21 protein-coding genes are annotated in these 23,105 nt (G+C 40.2%); 14 read left to right on the top strand and 7 right to left on the bottom strand.

Translation table 11 applies throughout. The annotated features are described in order from the left end of the window. Positions 1-142 precede the first annotated feature (142 nt). Complete coding sequence (locus AN393_RS14080; protein ID WP_055016072.1) at positions 143-529, top strand: hypothetical protein; 387 nt, start codon at positions 143-145, stop codon at positions 527-529. Between the two features lie 69 nt (positions 530-598). Continuing rightward, a complete protein-coding gene (locus AN393_RS14075; RefSeq protein WP_055018421.1) occupies positions 599-1,219 on the top strand; it encodes an FKBP-type peptidyl-prolyl cis-trans isomerase in 621 nt (206 codons plus the stop codon). Between the two features lie 382 nt (positions 1,220-1,601). On the opposite strand, the gene AN393_RS14070 is transcribed toward AN393_RS14075, so the two are convergent. Beyond that, positions 1,602-3,983 carry a TonB-dependent receptor domain-containing protein gene (locus AN393_RS14070; protein ID WP_055018420.1) on the bottom strand — a complete coding sequence of 794 codons (2,382 nt, stop codon included), beginning with the start codon at positions 3,981-3,983 and terminating at the stop codon, positions 1,602-1,604. 125 nt (positions 3,984-4,108) lie between these two features. Continuing rightward, entirely contained in the window at positions 4,109-4,498 is a 390-nt protein-coding gene (locus AN393_RS14065) for a YkgJ family cysteine cluster protein (RefSeq protein ID WP_055018419.1), read from the bottom strand. 232 nt (positions 4,499-4,730) lie between these two features. On the opposite strand from AN393_RS14065, the gene AN393_RS14060 reads away from it, so the two are divergent. Genes AN393_RS14060 through AN393_RS14050 form a run of 3 tightly spaced genes read left to right on the top strand, consistent with a single transcriptional unit; the run spans position 4,731 to position 6,299 of the window. Further along, positions 4,731-5,156, top strand: coding sequence for a hypothetical protein (locus AN393_RS14060; RefSeq protein WP_055016068.1), 426 nt, complete (start codon positions 4,731-4,733; stop codon positions 5,154-5,156). Positions 5,157-5,197: 41 nt separating this feature from the next. Further along, the gene (locus tag AN393_RS14055; RefSeq protein ID WP_055018418.1) at positions 5,198-5,671 is read left to right on the top strand and encodes a hypothetical protein; all 474 of its coding nucleotides are present in this window, start codon (positions 5,198-5,200) and stop codon (positions 5,669-5,671) included. A 25-nt stretch (positions 5,672-5,696) separates the two neighbouring features. Next, the gene (locus AN393_RS14050; protein ID WP_055018417.1) at positions 5,697-6,299 is read left to right on the top strand and encodes a DUF1287 domain-containing protein; all 603 of its coding nucleotides are present in this window, start codon (positions 5,697-5,699) and stop codon (positions 6,297-6,299) included. 43 nt (positions 6,300-6,342) lie between these two features. On the opposite strand, the gene yfaE is transcribed toward AN393_RS14050, so the two are convergent. From yfaE to ubiG, 5 genes are all read right to left on the bottom strand, one after another. Next, positions 6,343-6,615, bottom strand: a complete 273-nt coding sequence (yfaE, locus tag AN393_RS14045) for a class I ribonucleotide reductase maintenance protein YfaE (protein WP_055016065.1) — start codon at positions 6,613-6,615, stop codon at positions 6,343-6,345. Then, complete coding sequence (gene nrdB / locus AN393_RS14040; RefSeq protein WP_055016064.1) at positions 6,615-7,745, bottom strand: class Ia ribonucleoside-diphosphate reductase subunit beta; 1,131 nt, start codon at positions 7,743-7,745, stop codon at positions 6,615-6,617. Before nrdB ends, yfaE begins: the two co-directional genes overlap by 1 nt. A 72-nt stretch (positions 7,746-7,817) precedes the next feature. Further along, complete coding sequence (gene nrdA, locus AN393_RS14035) at positions 7,818-10,100, bottom strand: class 1a ribonucleoside-diphosphate reductase subunit alpha (protein WP_055018416.1); 2,283 nt, start codon at positions 10,098-10,100, stop codon at positions 7,818-7,820. Positions 10,101-11,169: 1,069 nt separating this feature from the next. Next, complete coding sequence (locus AN393_RS14030; RefSeq protein WP_055018415.1) at positions 11,170-11,850, bottom strand: HAD family hydrolase; 681 nt, start codon at positions 11,848-11,850, stop codon at positions 11,170-11,172. Next, positions 11,850-12,560 carry a bifunctional 2-polyprenyl-6-hydroxyphenol methylase/3-demethylubiquinol 3-O-methyltransferase UbiG gene (ubiG, locus tag AN393_RS14025; RefSeq protein WP_055016061.1) on the bottom strand — a complete coding sequence of 237 codons (711 nt, stop codon included), beginning with the start codon at positions 12,558-12,560 and terminating at the stop codon, positions 11,850-11,852. Before ubiG ends, AN393_RS14030 begins: the two co-directional genes overlap by 1 nt. Positions 12,561-12,738: 178 nt before the next feature. Here ubiG and gyrA point away from each other — a divergent pair, with 178 nt between their 5' ends. The 9 genes from gyrA (at position 12,739) to pyrF (ending at position 23,035) form a co-directional block, all read left to right on the top strand. Continuing rightward, a complete protein-coding gene (gene gyrA, locus AN393_RS14020) occupies positions 12,739-15,438 on the top strand; it encodes a DNA topoisomerase (ATP-hydrolyzing) subunit A (protein ID WP_055016060.1) in 2,700 nt (899 codons plus the stop codon). Positions 15,439-15,548: 110 nt separating this feature from the next. Beyond that, on the top strand, positions 15,549-16,631 hold the full coding sequence (gene serC / locus AN393_RS14015; RefSeq protein ID WP_055016059.1) for a 3-phosphoserine/phosphohydroxythreonine transaminase: 1,083 nt from the start codon (positions 15,549-15,551) through the stop codon (positions 16,629-16,631). Beyond that, positions 16,631-17,908, top strand: coding sequence for a 3-phosphoshikimate 1-carboxyvinyltransferase (gene aroA, locus AN393_RS14010; RefSeq protein WP_055018414.1), 1,278 nt, complete (start codon positions 16,631-16,633; stop codon positions 17,906-17,908). The genes serC and aroA overlap by 1 nt, the downstream gene beginning before the upstream one ends. Before the next feature lie 107 nt (positions 17,909-18,015). Further along, positions 18,016-18,726 (top strand): (d)CMP kinase, encoded by a 711-nt coding sequence (gene cmk, locus AN393_RS14005; protein ID WP_055016057.1) that lies wholly within the window; start codon positions 18,016-18,018, stop codon positions 18,724-18,726. 95 nt (positions 18,727-18,821) lie between these two features. Further along, positions 18,822-20,489: a 30S ribosomal protein S1 gene (gene rpsA, locus AN393_RS14000; protein WP_055016073.1), complete on the top strand. Its 1,668-nt coding sequence runs from the start codon at positions 18,822-18,824 to the stop codon at positions 20,487-20,489. Positions 20,490-20,554: 65 nt separating this feature from the next. Continuing rightward, complete coding sequence (gene ihfB / locus AN393_RS13995) at positions 20,555-20,842, top strand: integration host factor subunit beta (protein WP_004587872.1); 288 nt, start codon at positions 20,555-20,557, stop codon at positions 20,840-20,842. 21 nt (positions 20,843-20,863) lie between these two features. Continuing rightward, positions 20,864-21,145: a lipopolysaccharide assembly protein LapA domain-containing protein gene (locus tag AN393_RS13990; protein WP_055018413.1), complete on the top strand. Its 282-nt coding sequence runs from the start codon at positions 20,864-20,866 to the stop codon at positions 21,143-21,145. Positions 21,146-21,147: 2 nt separating this feature from the next. Next, positions 21,148-22,284: a lipopolysaccharide assembly protein LapB gene (gene lapB, locus AN393_RS13985; protein ID WP_055018412.1), complete on the top strand. Its 1,137-nt coding sequence runs from the start codon at positions 21,148-21,150 to the stop codon at positions 22,282-22,284. A gap of 46 nt (positions 22,285-22,330) precedes the next feature. After that, entirely contained in the window at positions 22,331-23,035 is a 705-nt protein-coding gene (gene pyrF / locus AN393_RS13980; protein ID WP_055016055.1) for an orotidine-5'-phosphate decarboxylase, read from the top strand. Positions 23,036-23,105: the final 70 nt, after the last annotated feature.

Raw genomic sequence — 23,105 nt, 5'->3', positions numbered from 1 at the left:
AGAGATGGCAGAGTGGTCGAATGCACCGGTCTTGAAAACCGGCATAGGTTTGTAGCCTATCTAGGGTTCAAATCCCTATCTCTCCACCATTATTTAAAAAAACCGCCTTATGGGCGGTTTTTTGCTTTGTGGAGTTTAATAAATGTCAAAAGAAGCAAACCTTACTACATCGCAACGCTTAGTAAAGCATGTATTACTGTGGATTGTATTTGGTTACTGTTATCAAAGCGCGATTAATTTATTAATAAAAATGGCAGCAGATGCGCAACCAGACGCAACGCTTATCACTGCCTTTGCATATGGTATTGGCTTTAATGTTTTAACTGCGCACCTTATTACTAAATACGATACGCATTGGCCTATAATTGGCGCCGCTTTTATTGCTTTAGTAGGTTTAGTATTAGTGCCGCTAGTGTTGTTTGGCAGTGGCGGTTTAATAGCATGGCCACTGCTTGTTGGATTTTTATTCACTTTACCCCTTTTTAGCTACATAGTTGGTAAAATTAAGGTGAAACACAGTAAAAACTAGCCCCAAACCGGTTTTATTTTATGTTAGCATGTACGCGTCTTTTAACTAACAAAACGTGAAAAACACATTATGTCAGATAATTTTACTACAGATGCTGAAAAAGCAAGTTACGGTATTGGCTTACAAATGGGTGAGCAACTTAAGTCTAACCCTTTTGAAGGCTTAAACCTAAATTCAGTATTTGAAGGCATGAAAGATGCGTACGCTGGTAGCGCTTTTCAAGTTGAGATCCCTGAGATCCAAGCTGCATTTGAAAAAATTAACGAAGAGATCCAAGCGCGTCGTGAAGAAGAAGCAAAAGTACTTTCTGCTGAAGGTATCGCATTCTTAGAAGAAAACGCTAAGCGTCCTGAAATCACTGTTACAGAGTCTGGTTTACAATACGAAGTACTAGCAACAGGTGAAGGCGAAAAGCCAACAGCTGAGTCTACAGTACGTGTTGACTACCACGGTACACTAATTAACGGAACTGTTTTTGATAGCTCTTACGAGCGCGGTCAACCTGCTGAATTCCCAGTGGGTGGCGTAATCAAAGGTTGGACAGAAGCATTACAAATGATGCCTGTAGGCACTAAATGGCGTATCTACGTTCCTCATGAGCTTGCTTATGGTGAACGTGGCGCAGGTGCTGCAATTGCACCTTTCTCAACGCTTATATTTGACGTTGAGCTACACGAAATCCTTTCTTAATTTAGTAATTAAGTCAGTATTTAAAAAGCCGTGGTCTTAGACCGCGGCTTTTTTGTAATACGTAGTTTAATACCAATTCTCAGGCCTTTACTAGTGTAGTCCAAACAGTTTGAAGAAGTAGGCTATGGTGAGGGCAGATAACCGTGTTGTTAGCTAGGCAACAATACGCTGTTGGGTTACTTTATATGTGAACTTTTTAACCTCAATAGCGCACCATTTAATACTTAAATTTATTTAGTACTGCGATGGTATTAAATCCACGTCTCACGCTTACTGCTTTATAAACATCAATTAAATAACCTAGTTAATTAAATGAAGTGGCATAAAAAAACCGCATATAAAATGCGGTTTTAAAACTAACTAAATAAATGCTAAAGCTTTATTAAAAGTAACCTCTAATACCAAAGCGGAAGTTTCTGCCTGGTAGTGGGGCTTTATCTTTTATAAACGAGCTATGAACAAAGCCAAGTTCGTCGGTAATGTTATCTACATTTAAGTACAGCTGCGTATCAATAGCGCCTAAACTTAATTGATAATTAGCTTGTGCATCAACAATTGTGTAGCCATCTGTTTTGGTCTCGAAGGCGCTTATATCGTTTTGCTCAAAGTAGTGCGTACCGGTGAGCGTTAGTTGTAAATCGCCTACGTTGTATTGTAATTCAGAGCCTAATTTATTAGCAGGAATGCGTGGTAAATTCCCCGCATCATCTTTAAGCTTAGCGCGAGTTGAATCACCAAAAACTTTAATCATCGTACTTGGGTCTATTTGGTAGTGCACGTCAAACTCAATACCATATAGCTCAGCATCTTTACTGGCAAATTGATAAACAGCAACCGCATCATCGTGTGCACCAATCGCTGATTCTAACCCATCTTCTTCGTCGTAAACTAAGCCTGTATTTTGTTGGTAATAAAAGTTTTTAATATCGTTATAGAAAAAGTTTACTGTGTAGCCAAAATCACCGCTAAAGCGTCTAAAGCTTAAATCAAGGTTAGTCGATTTTTCTTGCTTAATGTCTTCTGGCTCAAAGTGTACCTCGTTATCTTCAATATGATAGCCAAGGCCTACTTCATAAGTACCTGTAGCAATGTGTAAACCATTAGATAAAAGTTCAGCAGAAAGAGGAGCACGCTCAGAGTGAGATAAGCTAAGCGCTACACTTTGCCCAGGTGTGTATTGCCAAATGGCGCCGACTGAGGCGCTTACATTAGTAAAGCTTTCGCTGTATGCAATACTTTCTTCTTCCCCTTCATCATGATCTTCCTCTTCTTCATCATGGCTGTGGTCGTGCTCTGTTTCTGTAATTGTGCTTGTAATCTCATAGTCTTCAATACGTGCACCAAGCTCTACAGTTACATCTCCAAATTCACGCTCTTCTAGTAGATAGAGTGCATGAGTAGTGGTAACACTTGCAGGAGTAAAGGCCTCTTCACCAATGGCGTCGTAATCAGACTCGCTATAATGATAGCCAATCATACCGTGCCATTGAGCTAATTTATGCTCTACGTTTAAGCGCGCTTCGGTTGTTTCGTTTTTAAAGGTAGTGCCAATTTCACCGTCTTCAATTTCACTGTGTGAGTAATCAGTGTAGCCAACACGAAGGTTAATATTCTCAACCCAGTTATTATCCAGCGCATAACTAATCAGGCCTTGCCAACGATCTTGCTCAAGATGAGCATAAACAGACTCTTCTTCTTCCTCTGCGTGATCGTCGTGTTCTTCTTCGGTTTCACCTTCATGGTCATGGTCATGATGCTCATGCCCAGGGATACCGTAATCGGTGTCAATGCTACCGTAAGAAAAGCCAACCGTTAAATGATCGCCCACATAACTAGTACCCACATTGAATGTATCACTATCTATAAAGGTGTTTTCTACAGTGTTTGCTGTTTCAACGTCACCATCTTCATCTGTAATACTAAAGGTCGGTGTTTCATAGTCATCACCACTGCGTTTGGTACCATCAAAATGAAAGTTAAATCCATCATTGCCTGTTTCTAGTTTTGCAGCCACCGTATTTGAATTAGATACCGTGTCATGGCTGTATTCAGCAGCGCCGGATAAATCATCTAGATTGCTCGTTGGTATACGGTTATCAACTACATTTACTACACCACCAATTGCACCTGAGCCATAAAGTAGGGTGCTTGGTCCGCGCAATACTTCAATTTGTTCAGCCGCTAAGCTGTCGCTTGAAGTTGCATGGTCTGGACCAATACGCGATGCATCGCTAGCATCTAAACCGTTTTGGGTAATCTTAACGCGAGGGCCATCTAAACCACGGATAATAGGGCTTGACGATACCGGGCCAAAGTAACTGGCATTTACACCTGGTAAGCCTTTTAGCGTTTCACCAAGGGTAGGTTTTGATTTGTTTTTAAGCTCATCACCTGATAAAACGCTAACAGGAGAAATCATCTCTAGGCTGTTTTTATGCAGTGCAGAGGCATATACAACAACGGTTTCTACCGAGGTAGGGGTAAGTGAAACCGTCACATTGTTTGAGTTTTCATTTACGGCAATACGCGAGTCTATAAAGTTGTCTTTACTTACATGTAATTGGCTTTGAGAGTCTACATCAATAGAAAATTCGCCCTGTGCGTTGGTTTTTACACCTTGGTCTTTACCATGTACGTGCACAGCTGCATTTTCAATAGGTCGGTTTTTATCATCTGTTATTTTACCGGTAACGGTAGCAGCAAGTGCTGAATGAGAACATAAAACAGAAAAAACTGCAGAAGAAATTAATGTTAACTTTGTCATTATCTTAAAGGTTCGCGGTTACTATGTTGTGATATAATATAACACTGCGTATTTGACATATCAACAATGTTATACTATAGCTTAATTTTTTTCGATGAATAAACACGCGAATAAGATAAGCTGTTTTAAGAGCGGCTATCGAGCATAATTATATTGAGTTTACGCAGCGCTTTAGGCTGGTTATTTATATCCTTAGGCTCTATCATTTCGCATTCATCACGTATCATCTCAGAAACCAAGCTGGGGTATTGGCGGCAATCTTCTGGTCTATCCAGGTAAATGCTACAGGTATACATTGTTTTATGGGAGGGCGCTTTTTTAGGCGCTATTTCTAAAAAGGGGCAAACGATAAGCCTTAATTGCGTATGTGGATCGAACCAAATTTCATCATCTTTAACATATTGATAAATCTCTGGGTTAAACAGTGCCCACATTTCAATTTCTTGTACAGTTGCGCTTAAATCACCACCCCCGTATTTAATACAACATTTGCCACATTGGTTGCACTCTTTCATTTTTAGCCAGTATATTAGGAATTTATAAGTTTCTCAGTGTATCACTGTAACTAACGTGGGCTACTTTTTATATATAATTTTAAAACCACACTTTTAATTACAACCGGTTATCTATTATTAATGTATCATTACACCTAGATAATTAGCCGTTCTTATAAGATCAGGACGCCTATAAATAGTATTTTTGCTAAATTAAATAGTTAGTTTAGCGGTTAGTTGAGGATAGTTCTTGATGATGAACACCAAAGTATATAAAGCAGTACATGATTTAGCAGAACAGTTGATGGAGGCTGCAAATAGAAACGACCGCAAAAGATTTGAATTATTATTTTCTAGGCTTAAAACGATTTGTGAAGAAAACGAGAATACCTCAAAAGATCACCCTGTACAGTGGGAAACCTTAGCTGACTTTACCGAAGAGCTTGAAGACGCTCTCACTACATACGAGAAAGCGCTAGAAAAGTCGATTGCAATAAATAATAAAGATCATATGGCATCGATAGCTTATTCAATGGCCACTTTACAAATAGAGCTAGGTAAAAAAGATGAGGCGATTAATAGCCTTAAAAGTGCCAAGGTAAGTGCTAATAAAATTGAAGATAAAGAACTCAAAGCAGAAATACACGAGCTGCTTGAGTCACTTATTGAAGAAGATTAAAACTTAAACTTGTAGTCATCAGTGAATGTTGGAGTAAGGATGTGCTGAAAAAAATAGAACAATGGATTGATAAAACTAACACTTATTACACATCACAAAGGGTATGCTGCAGTCAATTTAAGAATGAATTTAGTGACTTTTACCCTTTAGATTTTTTGAGTAACTCTTTTTATGTTGTGGTTGATAAAATCCCAAAGCCAGACTTTGATGAATTACATTCTATGGGGGTGAGCGATTTTATTGACATGGACGCTGCAGGCATAACCTATAAAAACACCTATTATGTTCTGCCGCACATGCAAGATAATCTTCGTGTACATTTTCATGAATTAGTTCACGTAGCACAGTGGGGTGAGCTTGGCTCAATAGCATTTATGCAGCGTTACTTGAGTGAGATTCAGCAGCTTGGTTATCACAATGCACCACTTGAGTTGATGGCTTATGAACTCGATGCACATTTTACCCATGCGGGCGAGGGAATTAACATCCCAAGGCATGTTGCAAATACCCTGTAGCTAAACAGCTTTAAAAGGATTTTATATGATTCGCTATTATCTATATTTATTGTCGGTTATATCCTCAACCTGTGGTGCAAACACTTTTACCGAAGATATAAGCGCTGCTTTAATTGAAAGAACAACTCACTCGGTTATTTATAATGGTGCATATTATTCAATTACATACCCAGGGGGAGATGTGCCAAGTAACATTGGGGTATGTACTGATGTTATTATCAGAAGCTACAGAAAGTTAGGTGTAGATTTACAAAAATTAGTACATGAAGATATAAAAAATAACTTTGCGCTTTACCCCTCTAAACGAATCTGGGGGCTGACTAAACCGGATAAAAATATCGACCACCGAAGAGTGCCTAATTTACAAATTTACTTTAAAAGACACGGTTTAAATTTAGCAATATCTGGTGCTCCTAATGACTACAAAGCGGGTGATATAATAACTTGGATGTTACCCGGGAATCTTCCTCATATTGGCATGGTCGTTAATGAGTACTCTATACAAACCGGCAATCCTTTAATTGTACATAATATTGGGCGTGGTCCTGAAAAAACCGATATGCTCTTTGATTATAAAATCACAGGGCACTATCGGTTCGAACCAAAGCAGATTCATAAGACGCAGTAATACTCATTTGCAATAATACTTAATTATGCGCATTGGTATAACTTTATTTTAAGTTTATGCTTATATTGCCATTGGGTTTACAGCAGCACAGCAGTATTTCTCCCTCACGTACAAACGCTAAAGGTTCTTCGTTATATTGCACTTGGCCAGAGACTAACGTGGCTCTGCACGCGCCGCAATAGCCTTCGCGGCACTGATAGGCTACGTCTATTTTTTGGTTTTCTAAGCAATGTAAAACAGAAGGGCAGCCAGTGCTAAATTCAATACACTGGCTGTTATCTGCAAGCGTTATACTTGCAGTGGGTTTGTCACTCATTATAAATCAAAGTCACCAAATTCTGAGGCATCTACTTGAGAGTCGATTTGACCTACAAGGTATGAGCTAATTTCAGCTTCTTGCGGCGCAACTTGCACGTTGTCAGACACAAGCCAAGAGTTGATCCATGGAATAGGGTTGCTGTTGTTTTCAAACTGCGCAGGCAAGCCAATTGCTGTCATACGTGCATTAGTGATGTATTCAACATATTGACACAAGATGTGTTTATTTAAGCCAATCATTGAGCCATCTTTGAACAAGTATTCTGCCCATTCTTTTTCTTGCTCTGCTGCTTCTACAAACATTTTAATGGCTTCTTCACGGCACTGCGCAGCGACAATCGCCATTTCAGGGTCGTCTTTACCATCTTGCATAATGTTCAAAATATGCTGTGTACCCGAAAGGTGTAGCGCTTCATCACGAGCGATTAGCTTGATGATTTTAGCGTTACCTTCCATTAATTCACGTTCTGCAAAGGCAAATGAGCAGGCAAAACTAACATAAAAACGAATAGCTTCAAGAATATTTACCGACATCATCGCAAGGTAAAGTTTCTTTTTAAGATCAAATAAGCTAATCACAACGGTTTGACCGTTAATGTCGTGCTTGCCTTCCCCATACAGATTATAAAGCGACACGCCATTAATTAAATCGTCGTAGTAGGTGGTTACCGCATCAGCACGTTCGCTGATTTTTTCGTTACTTACAATGTCATCAAAAATTAGTTCTGGTGACTGTGTTACGTTACGAATAATGTGGGTATAAGAGCGGCTGTGAATAGTTTCACTAAATGCCCAGGTTTCTATCCATGTTTCTAGTTCAGGAATAGACACAATAGGAAGTAGGGCAACATTTGGTGAGCGGCCTTGTACACTATCAAGCAGCGTTTGGTATTTTAAGTTACTTAAAAATATGTGCTTTTCGTGCTCAGGTAACGCTTGAAAATCTAAACGGTCTTTACTTACGTCTACTTCTTCTGGACGCCAAAAAAACGAAAGTTGCTTTTCAATCAATTTTTCAAAAATAGGGTATTTTTGTTGATCGTAACGCGAAACGTTAACGGTTTGGCCAAAAAACATTGGCTCTTGCATTTGATCATTATGGTTACGACTAAAAGTAGTATAAGACATGTCTATCACTCAAAAACTATCACTAAAACTATCAGGACAAAGCGGGCAAAGAGCCCGCTTTAAGTTTATCTATTAAATTTTACACGCGCCGCCTGCACAATCGTCATCTTCGACTTCTGGCGTATCGTCTTGTGCATCTGATGCACCATCGCGGGTGTTATGGTAATAAAGTGTTTTAACACCCAATTTGTAGGCACCCAGTAAGTCTTTTAATAAGACTTTCATAGGTACTTTACCGCCTTCGTACTTACTTGGATCATAATTTGTATTGGCCGAAATAGTTTGGTCAATAAACTTTTGCATTATGCCCACTAACTGTAAGTAACCATCGTTTGATGGAATATCCCACAGCAGCTCGTAGTTATCTTTTAAGCGTTCGTACTCTGGCACTACTTGTTTTAAAATACCGTCTTTACTTGCTTTAACGCTAATGTGACCACGTGGTGGCTCAATACCGTTAGTCGCGTTAGAGATTTGCGACGATGTTTCTGAAGGCATTAATGCGCTAAGTGTTGAGTTACGCATGCCGTGCTCTTTAATGCTGGCACGTAATGAGTCCCAATCTAAGTGCAGTGGCTCATCACAAATTTTATCTAAGTCACGTTTGTATGTATCCGTTGGCATAATACCTTGAGAGTACGTTGTTTCGTTAAACTTAGGACACGCGCCACGCTCTTTAGCAAGCTCGTTTGATGCTTTCATTAAGTAATATTGAATTGCTTCAAACGTTTTATGAGTCAGTGCATTAGCACTGCCATCTGAGTAGCGTTTACCATTTTTAGCTAAGTAGTAAGCGTAGTTAATTACACCTATTCCTAATGTGCGGCGGCCCATTGTGGCATTACGTGCAGCCGGTACTGGGTAGTCTTGGAAATCAAGTAGATTATCAAGTGCACGTACTGCCAGTTCCGCAAGCTCTTCCAGTTCATCAAGCGATTCAATAGCACCTAAGTTAAATGCAGATAGCGTACAAAGGGCAATTTCGCCTTCTTCGTCGTTTACGTTATTTAACGGCTTAGTTGGCAATGCAATTTCTAAACATAAGTTAGATTGGCGAATTGGCGCAACTTTAGAAATAAACGGGCTGTGAGTGTTACAGTGATCCACGTTTTGTAAATAAATACGACCTGTACTAGCTCGCTCTTGCGCAAACATTGAGAATAGCTCAATCGCTTTGATACGCTTTTTACGAATAGACTCGTCTTGCTCGTATTTTATATATAGTGCGTCAAATTCATCTTGGTCTTCAAAGAATGCATCGTAAAGACCTGGTACGTCTGATGGGCTAAATAACGTGATATAATCGTCTTTAATCAAACGAGAATACATTAGTTTATTAAACTGTACGCCGTAATCTAAGTGACGAACACGGTTATCATCAACACCACGGTTATTTTTAAGTACAAGCAGGTTTTCTACTTCTAAATGCCAAAGCGGATAGAATAAGGTTGCTGCACCGCCACGAACGCCACCTTGCGAGCAGCTTTTAACAGCTGTTTGAAAGTGCTTATAAAAAGGAATACAACCAGTGTGGTACGCTTCACCGTTACGAATATGGCTACCTAACGCACGAATACGGCCGGCGTTAATACCAATACCCGCACGTTGTGATACGTATTTAACAATCGCAGATGATGTAGCATTGATTGAATCAAGGCTATCGCCACATTCAATAAGTACACATGAGCTAAATTGGCGAGTAGGGGTACGTACACCCGACATAATGGGTGTAGGTAAAGAGATTTTAAACGTTGATACAGCATCGTAAAAACGCTTGATGTAATCAATACGTGTCTCGCGCGGGTAGTCAGAAAATAAACTCGCAGCCACTAAAATATATAAAAACTGAGCACTTTCGTAAATTTCACCTGTTACGCGGTTTTGTACCAGGTATTTACCTTCAAGTTGCTTTACGGCTGCGTAGCTAAAGTTAAGATCGCGCGAATGATCAAGATACGCATCTAGCTCGTCAAGCTCTTGCTCTGTGTAATCAACAAGTAAGTGAGCATCGTAGCGTTTGTCTTCAACCATTTTTGTAACATGGTCAAATAAACGTGGAGGCTCAAACTGGCCATACGCTTTTTTACGTAAGTGGAATACAGCTAAGCGGGCAGCTAAGTACTGGTAGTCAGGCGACTCTTTTGAAATTTGATCGGCTGCTGCTTTAATGATGGTTTCGTGAATGTCTTTTGTACGAATACCGTCGTAAAATTGAATGTGCGACTTTAATTCAACCTGTGAAACCGATACGTTGTTTAAACCTTCGGCGGCCCATTCAATAACGCGATGGATCTTATCAAGATCTAGCGGCTCTTTACGCCCGTCACGCTTGCTTACAGATAACTGTTGGTTCATAGCTTTGCCTGTATTCCTTGGGAATTGAGTATTTTGACCAATGTTCTATACCTCGCTAAAGCAAGGTACGTATTCATTTATTATAAGTTTCACCGTATGGGCGAATTTAATTGAATAACATTTGGCCACAATATCTGGTGTTGTTCAATTTAGAGATCACAAGATAGTGTGGTCTGAGTTGATTTGCAAGGGACATAATTGCCCCTATTTGTGGATAACTTTGGGATAAAGCAATTGTGTTAGTAGTCACTCACCTTTGAACAATCATTTAAGTTGAAATAGGTAAAAATCAACTAATGATCAGCTAAATTTGCGCATTTTGAAAATAAATTTTGACTGCTTTTTTTATCATCAAGCTTTGCATAAAAACTAACTCAATCACAATATATAGTGTTTAATAACGCCAGTGGCACTATATATGGTTTTTGTGGGCTAGTTAAGAGAATCGTTTTTAGTAAGTGATCTAATAGTTTTCAAAATAAAAAGCATAATTAAAGCTAAGAAATAGAAATGGGCTAAAAAATAGCCCATTTAAATTTAAGCAAAAAGCATGCTGCTGAGTGTAAGAATTTTAAAAATACTTATTATTGCACTCTCTGAGATTTCTATAGACAAACTGAATTTCAATTTTAATTGTCCTAAATCTGAAGTTAGTCACTTGCCGATAATATAAGAATAAGTTACGCTCAAATTTCCACACTTAGGCGCTTTTCTAAAATTTTAGCAAGTGTCTTTGCTGATATCATATTTCGATTTTGAGTGTGATATCAGCCCCTCCACTTAGTTGAAATATCAATTCCATCAAAGCGTTAATAAAACTTTAATCCTGCCTGTTCTGATTTGCAAGGGACATAATTGCCCCTATTTGTGGATAAGTCTAGGATAAAATAATTGTGTTAGTAGATACTTACCCGTAATCAATTACTTGGTTCAGGCGTTTAAAAAGTAAACTAATGTTCTGCTAAATTTACGCATTTTGAAAATAAATTTTGACTGCTTTTTTTATCATCAAGCTTTGCATAAAAACTAACACAATCACAATATATAGTGTTTAATAGAGCTAATGGCACTATATATGGTTAAAAGCATCAATAGGGCTGCGCCAATTAAAGTCGGCTTCCCAGCGCAACGCCTCCTCAATACTTGGTATATAGCCCCAAAGCGCTGTAGCGGTATGCATACCTGCAGCTTTACCCGCTTGTATATCACGTTGTGCATCACCTACATATAAACAACGCTTAGGATCAACGTTCATCAGTTTTGTACAGTGTAATAAGGGTAAAGGAGACGGTTTTGCTTCGGTAAGTGTATCGCCACTGATCACCACATGTGCATTTTTTAATGCGGGGATAGCTGCCACTAAAGGGTCGGTTAAAAACCCAGGTTTATTGGTCATTATCCCCCATTTTATAGCTTGGTTCTCAAGGGCTATGAGTAATGATTCTATACCTTCAAAGCAACGTGTGTGATTAGCTAGGTTTTGGCTATAGTAACTCACTAGCTGTTTTATCCGCTGTGCTTGAGGTTGCGTGGCCCATTGTTCTTTAAAGCCGAGCTCAAGTAATGCACCTGCACCATTAGAAGCAGCTTTTCGGTACGCCTCAGGTGTAACTTGTGCAACACCTTCACTTTTAAGCACAGCATTCAATGCTGCACCTAAATCATCAGCTGTATCAAGTAAAGTGCCATCTAAATCAAATAAAAAAGCATCGTACTCAAAAGGAGTTACTGGAGTAGAAGAGCTAGCCATTACGCTAACTTCTCAAAGTGAAGTATATAATTAACACTTACATCTGTATTTAATGAATATTGCTTAGAAAGCGGGTTATAGCTAAGACCTGCACTGGCGCGTACTTTTAAGCCTGCTTGCTCAGCCCATGCAATTAGTTGTGCAGGTTTGATAAATTTGTTGTGGTCGTGTGTGCCTTCGGGCACCATTTTCAATAGCTTTTCAGCACCTACAATAGCAAACAAGTATGCTTTAGGCGTTTTATTAAGAGTTGAGAAAAATACATCAGCGCCGGGCTTGGCAAGCTTTGCTACTGCACGAATTATAGAGGCAGGATCAGGGACGTGCTCAAGCATTTCCATGCAAGTTATTACATCAAAGCGAGCAGGGTACTGGTTTGCAAACTCCTCTGCAGGTACTTTTATATAGTCAACATTTACACCCGTTTCTAGGCTGTGTAGTTTGGCTACGGTGAGTGGCTCTTGGCCCATGTCTATACCGGTTACGTTTGCCCCCATGCGCGCCATGCTTTCACTAAGTATACCGCCACCACAACCTACATCGAGTGTTTCTTTTTCAAATAAACCTTGGCTTTTGTTAGCTACAAAGTCTAATCGTAATGGGTTAATTTCGTGAAGAGGTTTAAACTCTCCGTCTTGGTCCCACCATCGCTCAGCAATGGCTTCAAATTTTGCTATTTCTGCGTTATCTACATTTTGATGTTCGGTCATAAAATACTTCCTCGTCAATCTGAGGCCATTATATAGGCCTAAATTGATAAATCGCAAAGTTTTGCGCCTGTAAATTAAAATTAATTGTGATAGCATGGTCGCTTAGAAATAATAACAAATACTCTTGGCACCCAATACCGGGTTGCAAAGAGCTGATACTGAAGGAATGTGATATCAAATGACTGATCTCGCCAATGAAATTCTGCCAGTCAATATTGAAGACGAGTTAAAAAACTCCTACCTAGATTATGCAATGAGTGTAATCGTAGGACGTGCATTACCAGACGTACGTGATGGTTTAAAACCTGTTCACCGCCGCGTTTTGTTTGCAATGAACGAGCTTAGTAATGACTGGAATAAGCCTTACAAAAAATCGGCCCGTGTGGTCGGTGATGTAATTGGTAAATACCACCCACACGGCGACAGTGCAGTTTATGACACCATCGTGCGTATGGCACAGCCATTCTCACTACGTTATATGCTTGTAGATGGCCAAGGTAACTTCGGTTCGGTTGATGGTGATTCAGCAGCGGCAATGCGTTATACAGAAGTACGTATGGCAAAAATGTCGCATGAGTTATTAGCCGATCTTGAAAAAGAAACGGTTGATTTCGTTCCAAACTACGACGGTACCGAACAAATTCCTGACGTTTTACCGACCAAAGTGCCTAACTTACTGGTAAACGGTTCATCGGGTATTGCGGTAGGTATGGCTACAAATATTCCTCCACATAACCTAACTGAAGTGGTGAATGGCTGTTTAGCGCTTATTCAAAATCCTGATTTAACGATTCATGAATTAATGGATTACATTCCAGGTCCTGACTTCCCAACGGCTGCCATTATTAATGGTAAAAAAGGCATTGAAGATGCCTACTTAACAGGCCGTGGTAAAGTGTACATGCGAGCACGTGCCGACATCGAAACCGATGAAAAAACAGGCCGCGAAACTATTATCGTGCACGAAATCCCTTATCAGGTTAATAAAGCCCGCTTAATTGAAAAGATTGCTGAGCTTGTTAAAGATAAAAAAATTGAAGGCATTAGCGCACTACGTGATGAATCAGATAAAGACGGTATGCGTATCGTTATTGAGATTAAGCGTGGCGATGTTGGTGAAGTTATTCTAAACAACCTATATGCACAAACTCAGTTACAAACTGTGTTTGGTATGAATATGGTTGCATTAATTAATAACCAACCTAAGTGTTTCAACCTAAAAGAAATGCTTGAAGAGTTTGTTATTCACCGCCGTGAAGTGGTTACACGCCGTACCGTATTTGATTTACGTAAAGCCCGTGACCGTGCTCATACCCTTGAAGGTTTAGCAATTGCGCTTGCCAACATTGACCCTATTATTGAGCTTATTCGTAAATCACCAACCCCAGCTGAGGCTAAATTGGCCTTGACGGCACGTCCATGGGATTTGGGTAATGTAAAAGCTATGCTTGAAAAAGCAGGGGAAGACAACGTAGCACGTCCAGATTGGCTAGCAAGTGAGCTTGGTATTCGAGATGGTCAGTACTATATTTCTGAGCAACAAGCGCAAGCGATTCTTGATTTACGTTTACACAAACTAACCGGCCTTGAGCATGAAAAAATCTTAGCAGAGTACCAATCGCTGTTAGATTTAATTGCTGAGTTACTTCACATTTTAAGCAGCCCTGAGCGTCTAATGGAAGTTATTCGTGATGAGTTAGTTGAAATTAAAGAGCAGTATGGTGATGAGCGCCGTACAGAAATTAACGCTGCCGCGCACGACATTAGCCTTGAAGATTTAATCAACGAAGAAGATGTTGTTGTGACCTTGTCGCACGAAGGTTACGTTAAGTATCAGGCATTGTCTGATTATGAGGCGCAGCGCCGTGGTGGTAAAGGTAAGTCAGCAACGAAGATGAAAGATGAAGATTTCATTGAACGTCTTTTAGTTGCGAATACCCACGATACCATTTTATGTTTCTCTACTGCGGGTCGTTTGTACTGGCTTAAAGTATACCAGTTACCACTGGCAAGTCGCGCCGCACGCGGTAAGCCAATTGTTAACTTACTGCCACTTGAAGATGATGAGCGTATTACTGCTATTCTACCTGTACGCGAGTACGAAGAAGATAAGTACATCTTTATGGCAACTGCATTTGGTACCGTGAAGAAAACACCACTAACGGCATACAGCCGCCAACGCGCAAGCGGTATTATTGCTGTAAACCTTAACGAAGGCGATAGCCTAATTGGGGTTGATATTACCGATGGTAGCAATGAAATTATGTTGTTTACTGATGCTGGTAAAGTGGTACGCTTTAAAGAAGCCGAAGAGTCTACTGTAGTTGATGAAAACGGCAATCCGGTACTTGATGAAGAAGGCAACCCTGAGGTTCGTTTCAAAGGTGTTCGCCCTATGGGTCGTACTGCTACCGGTGTTCGTGGTATTAAGATGGCCGACGACCAACGCGTAGTGTCATTAATTGTGCCTAAGTCTGACGGTGCTATTTTAACTGTGACTGAAAATGGTTACGGTAAACGTACTCAACTTGAAGATTACCCATCGAAGAGCCGTGCAACACAAGGTGTTGTATCTATTAAGGTGAGTGAGCGTAATGGCGCAGTAGTTGGCGCTGTACAAGTTGACGACAACGATGAAATAATGATTATTTCTAATCGTGGTACGCTAGTACGTACCCGCGTTAACGAAGTATCGACGGTTGGACGTAACACCCAAGGCGTTATTTTGATCAGAACTATTGACGAAGAGCAAGTAGTTGGTTTACAACGTATCGAAGAGATTGAAGTTACAGACAGTGACTTAGTTGATATTGAAGACGTTGAAACGGTTGATACAGTAAATGAAGAAGCAACGGATGATAATCCACCTTCTGAATAACTGAAATTGAAAAAGCGGCTAAGGCCGCTTTTTTTAATCATGTTGAAAAAAATTAATAATCCTTTTTTGTTTATCAAAGAGGTTTAAATTACTGGAATGAGGCAAAGGTAATGAGTAAATATAATTTTTGTGCGGGGCCAGCTATGCTTCCGCAAGCTGTTATGCAAAAAGCACAAAAAGAATTTTTAGACTGGCAAGATTTAGGCGTATCTGTGATGGAAATAAGCCATCGCAGTAAAGATTTTTTAGCGCTTACTGCAAAATGCGAAGCCAGCCTTCGTCGTTTAATGAATATTAGCGATGATTTTGAAGTGTTGTTTATGCATGGTGGGGGCCGCGGTCAATTTAGCGCTGTGCCATTAAATTTGCATCAGCATGGTAAAGCGGCGGTTTATTGCGAGAACGGCGTGTGGTCTAAAAGTGCGACTGACGAAGCTAATAAATTTACTCAAACTCACTCAATCAATGTCAGAAATGACGCTAACGGGCTGTTTTCTATAAAAGAAGTGGCACAGTGGGACTTACCTGAAGATGCATCTTATATTCACTACTGCCCAAATGAAACGGTAGACGGATTAGAAATTTTTGATGTGCCTAGTCACCCAACGGCGCCAATTATTGCTGATATGTCGTCAACAATTTTGTCGCGTGAAATTGACGTAAACAAGTTTGATTTAATTTATGCCGGTGCACAAAAAAATATAGGTCCATCAGGTATAGCTATCGTTATTGTGCGCAAAACATTACTTGAGCGTGAAGGTTTGGCTAAACCAGGTATTTTAGATTACGCACTTGAAGCAAAACAAGGCAGCATGTTTAATACACCGCCTACCTTTGCATGGTATTTAGCAGCCGAAGTATTTGAATGGTTAGAGCAAAACGGTGGCGTTAAGGCAATGGAAGCACACAATATTGCTAAAGCTAAGCTGCTTTATGATTTTATTGATGAATCGCCTTTTTATACCAATAAAGTAGCCGCGCACTGCCGATCTCGCATGAATATACCCTTTTGGCTAAATGATGAAAGCTTAAACGAAAAGTTTGTAATGCAATCTAAAGAGGCTGGCTTACTTGCACTTGAAGGACACAGAATAGTAGGGGGTATGCGTGCAAGTATTTATAACGCAATGCCACTTGAAGGTGTTCAAGCCTTAGTTGACTTTATGGCGGCATTTGCAAAGGAGCACAGCTAATGGAACAACTTCGTTTAGAGCCTATTTCTCGTGTAAATGGCAGCGTTACCTTACCAGGGTCTAAAAGCCTATCAAACCGTATTTTATTGTTAGCAGCGCTGGCTCAAGGGACTACCGTTGTAGAAAACCTGCTAGATAGTGATGATATTCGCCATATGTTGGGTGCATTAAATCTACTAGGTGTTAACGTAACGCTTAATGATGACCGCACTGTGGCAACTGTTGAAGGGGTTGGCGGTATATTTAAAACACCAAGTGAACCTTTATTTTTAGGAAATGCAGGTACTGCGTATCGTCCTTTAACCGCGGTACTTGCTGCTGTATCTGGCGAATATGAGCTAATAGGTGAGCCGCGCATGGAAGAGCGCCCAATAGGCCACCTAGTTGATGCGCTACAAGCACTTGGCGGCGATATTACCTACACAAAGCATAAAGACTACCCACCACTAAAAATAATTGGTGGGCAAATTAAAGGCGGTACTGTTGAAATTGATGGCAGTATTTCTAGCCAATTTTTAACTGCATTGCTAATGGCTGCCCCTTTATTTAGTGGTGATACGCAAATTTCTATTAAGGGTACTTTGGTCTCTAAGCCATACATTGATATTACATTAGATGTAATGGCACGTTTTGGGGTGACCGTTCAGCACAGCAATTACACAACATTTAAAGTGAAAGGCGGCCAACAATACCAATCACTCGAGCGTATTATGGTTGAAGGTGACGCATCATCAGCGTCTTACTTTGTTGCGGCAGCGGCTATTGCCGGTGGCGAAATTGAAATTAAAGGGGTTGGCGCTAAATCAGTACAGGGTGATATTGGTTTTGCAAAAGTGATGGAACAAGTTGGCGCCCAGATTGATTGGTATGACGAACGCCTAGTTGTGCGTAAAGGTGAATTAAAAGGCGTAGATATTGACGCTAATGCGATCCCCGATGCTGCAATGACACTTGCCACTGTTGCGTTATTTGCCAAGGGGCCTACCGCTATTCGTAATATATATAATTGGCGTGTAAAAGAAACTGATCGTTTATATGCAATGGCTACTGAACTTCGTAAAGTGGGAGCAGAGGTTATAGAAGGCGATGACTTTATCGAAATTACACCGCCAAATTCGTTTAATGATGTTGCTATTGATACGTATGATGATCACCGTATTGCAATGTGTTTTGCGATGGTAGCCGTAGGCGGAAAGCCTATTACTATCAACGACCCTAAGTGCACATACAAAACTTTTCCAACCTTTTTCAAGGTTTTAGCATCAGTGAGTGAGTAGAGCTTTTATAAATAATTATAAAAAGTTACACACTAAAGCGGATCTATTTGTAGAAGTGACGTATAATATCGCGGTTTTATTTAGGTGTGCATTGCAGGAGGTTCTAAATGCAGGCGTTATTAATGCCCGTAATCACCGTTGATGGCCCAAGTGGTTCAGGTAAAGGAACTGTTTGTCGCTTGTTAGCCGACAAATTGGGGTGGGATGTATTGGATAGCGGCGCAATTTACCGTGTATTATCCCTTGCCGCACTTCATCACCAAATAGCATTAGACAACGAAGAAGCGCTTGTCCCGCTTGCTGCAAACTTAGATGTGCAGTTTTTGGTTGATAGCCAAACTAATGCTGGAAAAGTTATTTTAGAAGGCGAAGATGTAACCTCGACAATTCGTAATGAAGAGGTTGGGGCTGCTGCTTCAAAAGTGGCTGCATTACCCCGTGTACGTGAAGCGTTACTTCGACGCCAGCGAGCGTTTAAAACCGAGCGGGGCTTAATTGCTGATGGCCGAGATATGGGCACCGTGGTTTTTCAAGACGCTCCATTAAAAATATATTTAACCGCCAGTGCACAAGAACGCGCGCGCAGACGTTATGTTGAGTTGAATGAGCGTGGTCTTGATGTTACACTAAGTGGTCTATTACAGGACATTCAAGCTCGTGATGAGCGCGATATGAATCGTGCGGTTGCACCGCTTGTTCCTGCTGATGATGCAATTGAAATAGACACAAGCGAGCTTAATGCTCAGCAAGTGTTTGATAAAGTTATAACTTTAGTAGATATTGCTATTTCAGAAGGTAAGCTTCCCAAGCGAAGCTAAACACATTTTATGCACCAGCAGGACGCCAGTGCTATTTTAACAACCCCATGCAGCATGGTTGCTTATTGGTATTAATATATGAGACGTATATTCGTATGTCAGAAAATTTTGCGCAGTTATTTGAAGAAAGCTTAAAGGGTTTTGAAGCAGAGCAAGGCTCTATTGTTAAAGGTACAGTAATCTCAATCGAGAATAACATTGTACTTGTAGATGCTGGTCTTAAATCAGAAAGTGCTATCCCTGCAGAGCAGTTCAAAAATGCTGCTGGTGAACTAGAAGTTGCTGTAGGCGACGAAGTAGATGTTGCACTAGATGCAATCGAAGACGGTTTCGGTGAAACTATCCTTTCTCGTGAGAAAGCGAAGCGTCACGAAGCGTGGATCCGTCTTGAGAAAGCATGTGAAGAGCAAGAGACTGTTACTGGTGTTATCAACGGTAAAGTTAAAGGCGGTTTCACAGTTGAAGTTGATTCAATCCGTGCTTTCCTACCTGGTTCACTTGTTGATGTTCGTCCAGTACGTGACACAACTCACCTTGAAGGCAAAGAGCTTGAATTTAAAGTAATCAAGCTTGACCAAAAACGTAACAACGTTGTTGTTTCACGTCGTGCAGTTATCGAATCTGAAAACTCACAAGAGCGTGAAGAGCTTCTTGCTAACCTTGTTGAAGGTCAAGAAGTTAAAGGTATCGTTAAGAACCTTACTGACTACGGTGCATTCGTTGACCTTGGTGGTGTTGATGGTCTACTACACATCACTGATATGGCGTGGAAGCGTGTTAAGCACCCTTCAGAAATCGTTAATGTTGGCGACGAAATCGCAGTTAAAGTTCTTAAATTCGACAAAGATAAAACTCGTGTATCTCTAGGCCTTAAACAGCTTGGCGAAGATCCATGGGCAGCTATCGCTGGTCGCTACCCAGAAGGTTCTAAGCTTTCTGGTCGTGTAACTAACCTTACTGATTACGGTTGCTTCGTAGAAATCGAAGAAGGCGTTGAAGGTCTAGTTCACGTTTCTGAAATGGATTGGACTAACAAGAACATCCACCCTTCAAAAGTTGTTTCACTAGGTGACACTGTTGAAGTTATGGTTCTTGAAATCGACGAAGAGCGTCGTCGTATTTCTCTTGGTCTTAAGCAATGTATTGCTAATCCTTGGCAGGAATTTGCTCGTCTACAAAACAAAGGCGACCAAGTTACTGGTAAGATCAAATCAATCACTGACTTCGGTATCTTTATCGGTCTTGACGGTGGTATTGATGGTCTTGTACACCTTTCAGACATTTCTTGGAACACGCCAGGCGAAGAAGCTGTACGTGAATTCAAGAAAGGCGACGAAATCACTGCTATCGTTCTGCAAGTTGACCCAGAGCGTGAGCGTATCTCTCTAGGTGTTAAGCAAATCGAAGCTGACCCGTTCAATAACTACCTTGATGCAAACAAAAAAGGTGCTATTGTTAAAGGTAAAGTGACTGAAGTTGATGCGAAAGGCGCAACTGTAGAGCTTATCGAAGGCGTTGAAGGTTACATCCGTGTAGCTGATATCGCTCAAGAGCGCGTTGAAGATGCAACGACTGTTGTTTCTGTAGGCGACGAAATCGAAGCTAAATACGTTGGCGTTGATCGTAAGAACCGCACTTTAAGCTTATCTGTTAAAGCTCTTTTCGAAGCAGAAGAGAAAGAAGTACTAGAGAAGCTTAAGAAAGAAGAGCCAGTGTTTGAAAACGCAATGGCAGCTGCTTTCGCAAATGCACAAAAAGACTAATTACTAATTAGTTTTTAATTGGAAGGGCAGTTTTGCCCTTCCACTATTCTCTTTAAGGAAACGCTATGACTAAGTCAGAACTGATAGAAACACTTGCCGAACAGCACGCACACGTTCCAGTGAAAGATGTTGAAAATGCAGTAAAAGAAATTCTTGAACAAATGGCCGGCTCATTATCTACTTCAGATCGTATTGAGATCAGAGGTTTTGGTAGTTTCTCTTTGCATTACCGCGCTCCTCGCACAGGTCGTAATCCTAAGACTGGCGATACAGTAGAGCTTGATGGTAAGCATGTACCTCATTTTAAACCAGGCAAAGAATTACGCGATCGCGTAAATGAGAGTATTGCCTAGTTAACCAGTTGGAGTAGTTACTTGTTTAAGGTATTAAAAATTATTCTGGTTGTACTATGCCTATTTTGCGCATTTTTATTGGGTTCTCAAAATCCACAATTGGTACAAATAAATTACATTATTGCCAGTAATACCTTACCACTCGCTGTAATAATAAGTATCTGCTTTATACTGGGTGTAACAATAGGGTGTTTTATTAGCTTTAAATTGTTTTCTAAATTAAAGTGGCAAAACTACCGCTTAAAAAAACAATTAGCGCCAGAAAAAAATAATAGTAAGCTTATTGCTAATAAAGACACCTAATCATGATTGAGCTTTTGTTTTTACTACTGCCTGTTGCTGCCGGTTACGGCTGGATTATGGGCAAAAATAGTGCAAAAAACCAAGCTCATCAACTCAACCGTCAAATTACTTCTGAATACAGTAAAGGCTTAAAGTTTTTACTAGACAGAGAAGAAGATCAGGGCTTAGAGCATCTAATCAATCTATTAGAGGTTGCTGCTGATTCTGTCGACCACTATTCAACCCTTGCTACCATGTTTCGCCGAAGAGGTGAGCTTGACCGCGCAATAAAAATCCATGAACTCCTTTTAAAACACCCAAGTTTAAATGAGCAACAAGCTGCCACTAGCCGTTTAGAACTAGCCGAAGATTATATTATGGCCGGCTTATTAGACGGTGCAGAAGAACATTTAGTGTGGCTTGTTAAAGCTGGGCATGAACAAGCGCTTGACCCTATTATTGCTCTTTATTCGCAAACTCGAGAGTGGGAAAAGGGCATTAATATGTTCGAAGCACACGGTGAGTTATTTGTTAAAGAGCAGCATTTTAAAGCCATTGCTAATTTTTATAGCGAGGCGGCCCTAAGCGAAAATAAGCCGCAATTAATGAGCAAAGCCATTAGTTTAAATTACAAAGCGGTTCGCCCTTTATACGAATTGGGGTTATCGGCTTACACAAGCGAAGACTACGTAAAAGCTATTTATTATTGGCGTGAATTAGTCTGCCAATTTACATTGTTTGCGCCTTTGTTTATTGACCAGCTTGCACATAGTTATAAGCACTTAAATTTAACGCATCAATTTCATGATTTATTATGTGACTTGCTCGACAAAGGTGGGGTACTAATAAAAATAAAACATTGCCAAGCATTGTTAGAGCAGGGAAATACCAGACAGGCATTTGAGTTTTTAACTGACAGCTTAAAACGTCAGCCAACAATTAGAGGTTTTAGCTTTTTATTACAGCTAATGGCTGATAAAAATCCAAATACCAAAGAGGTACTTGATGAAATTGATAAGCTAGTTACGTCATATATATCTACAAAACCAGACTTTCAATGCCAACATTGTGGTTTTACAAGCCACACCATTTATTGGAACTGCCCATCTTGTAAACATTGGGAAACCATTGTACCAAGTAGAGGCCTAGACGGATTTTAATAACCCCCAACTATTTATAACTTTACTGCCATTCATTAGGATAGTTATGTCTTTAGAAGATACAAAAAAAGTTCTTATTGCCCTAGATTACGATTCACAAGAGGCGGCTCTTAATTTTGTAAAAAAACTCTCACCAGAGTCGTGTCGATTAAAAGTAGGCAAAGAAATGTTTACTTATTTCGGGCCTGCATTCGTTAAACAGTTAATTGATTTAGGCTTTGACGTATTTTTAGATTTAAAATTTCATGATATCCCTAACACAGTGGCAAAAGCGGTTACCGCAGCGGCTAATATGGGCGTTTGGATGGTAAACGTTCATGCATCAGGTGGTTTTGAAATGATGAATAAAGCAAAGCTGGCACTTGAAAAGTTTGGCGATAAAGCACCTTTATTAATTGCAGTAACAGTGCTAACCAGCATGGATGAAACTGAGTTAAAGCGATTGGGCGTTGAAAAATCAGCGCAAGAACAAGTTATCCATTTAGCACAATTAACAAAAGAAGCAGGGCTTGATGGGGTGGTATGCTCAGCTCAAGAAGCTAAAGTGTTAAAAGAACACTTTGGTAGCGAATTTAAGTTAATTACCCCAGGCATTCGCCCTGCGGGAAGTGATTTAGGCGACCAAAAGCGGATTATGACACCTAAGCAAGCTATTGAAGCCGGTAGCGATTACTTAGTGATTGGTAGACCAATCACACAATCATCAAATCCAGTGCAAACTTTGAATGATGTTAACAGCTCGCTAATTTAAATTAACAAAAAGCAATTATTTAGTGCTAAACCCCTTTTATGAATACATTTTTATGCTACATTAGTACTAA

The organism is Pseudoalteromonas sp. P1-25 (assembly GCF_001401805.1).
GTDB lineage: Bacteria > Pseudomonadota > Gammaproteobacteria > Enterobacterales > Alteromonadaceae > Pseudoalteromonas.
This window is presented reverse-complemented; position numbering and strand designations above follow the sequence as displayed.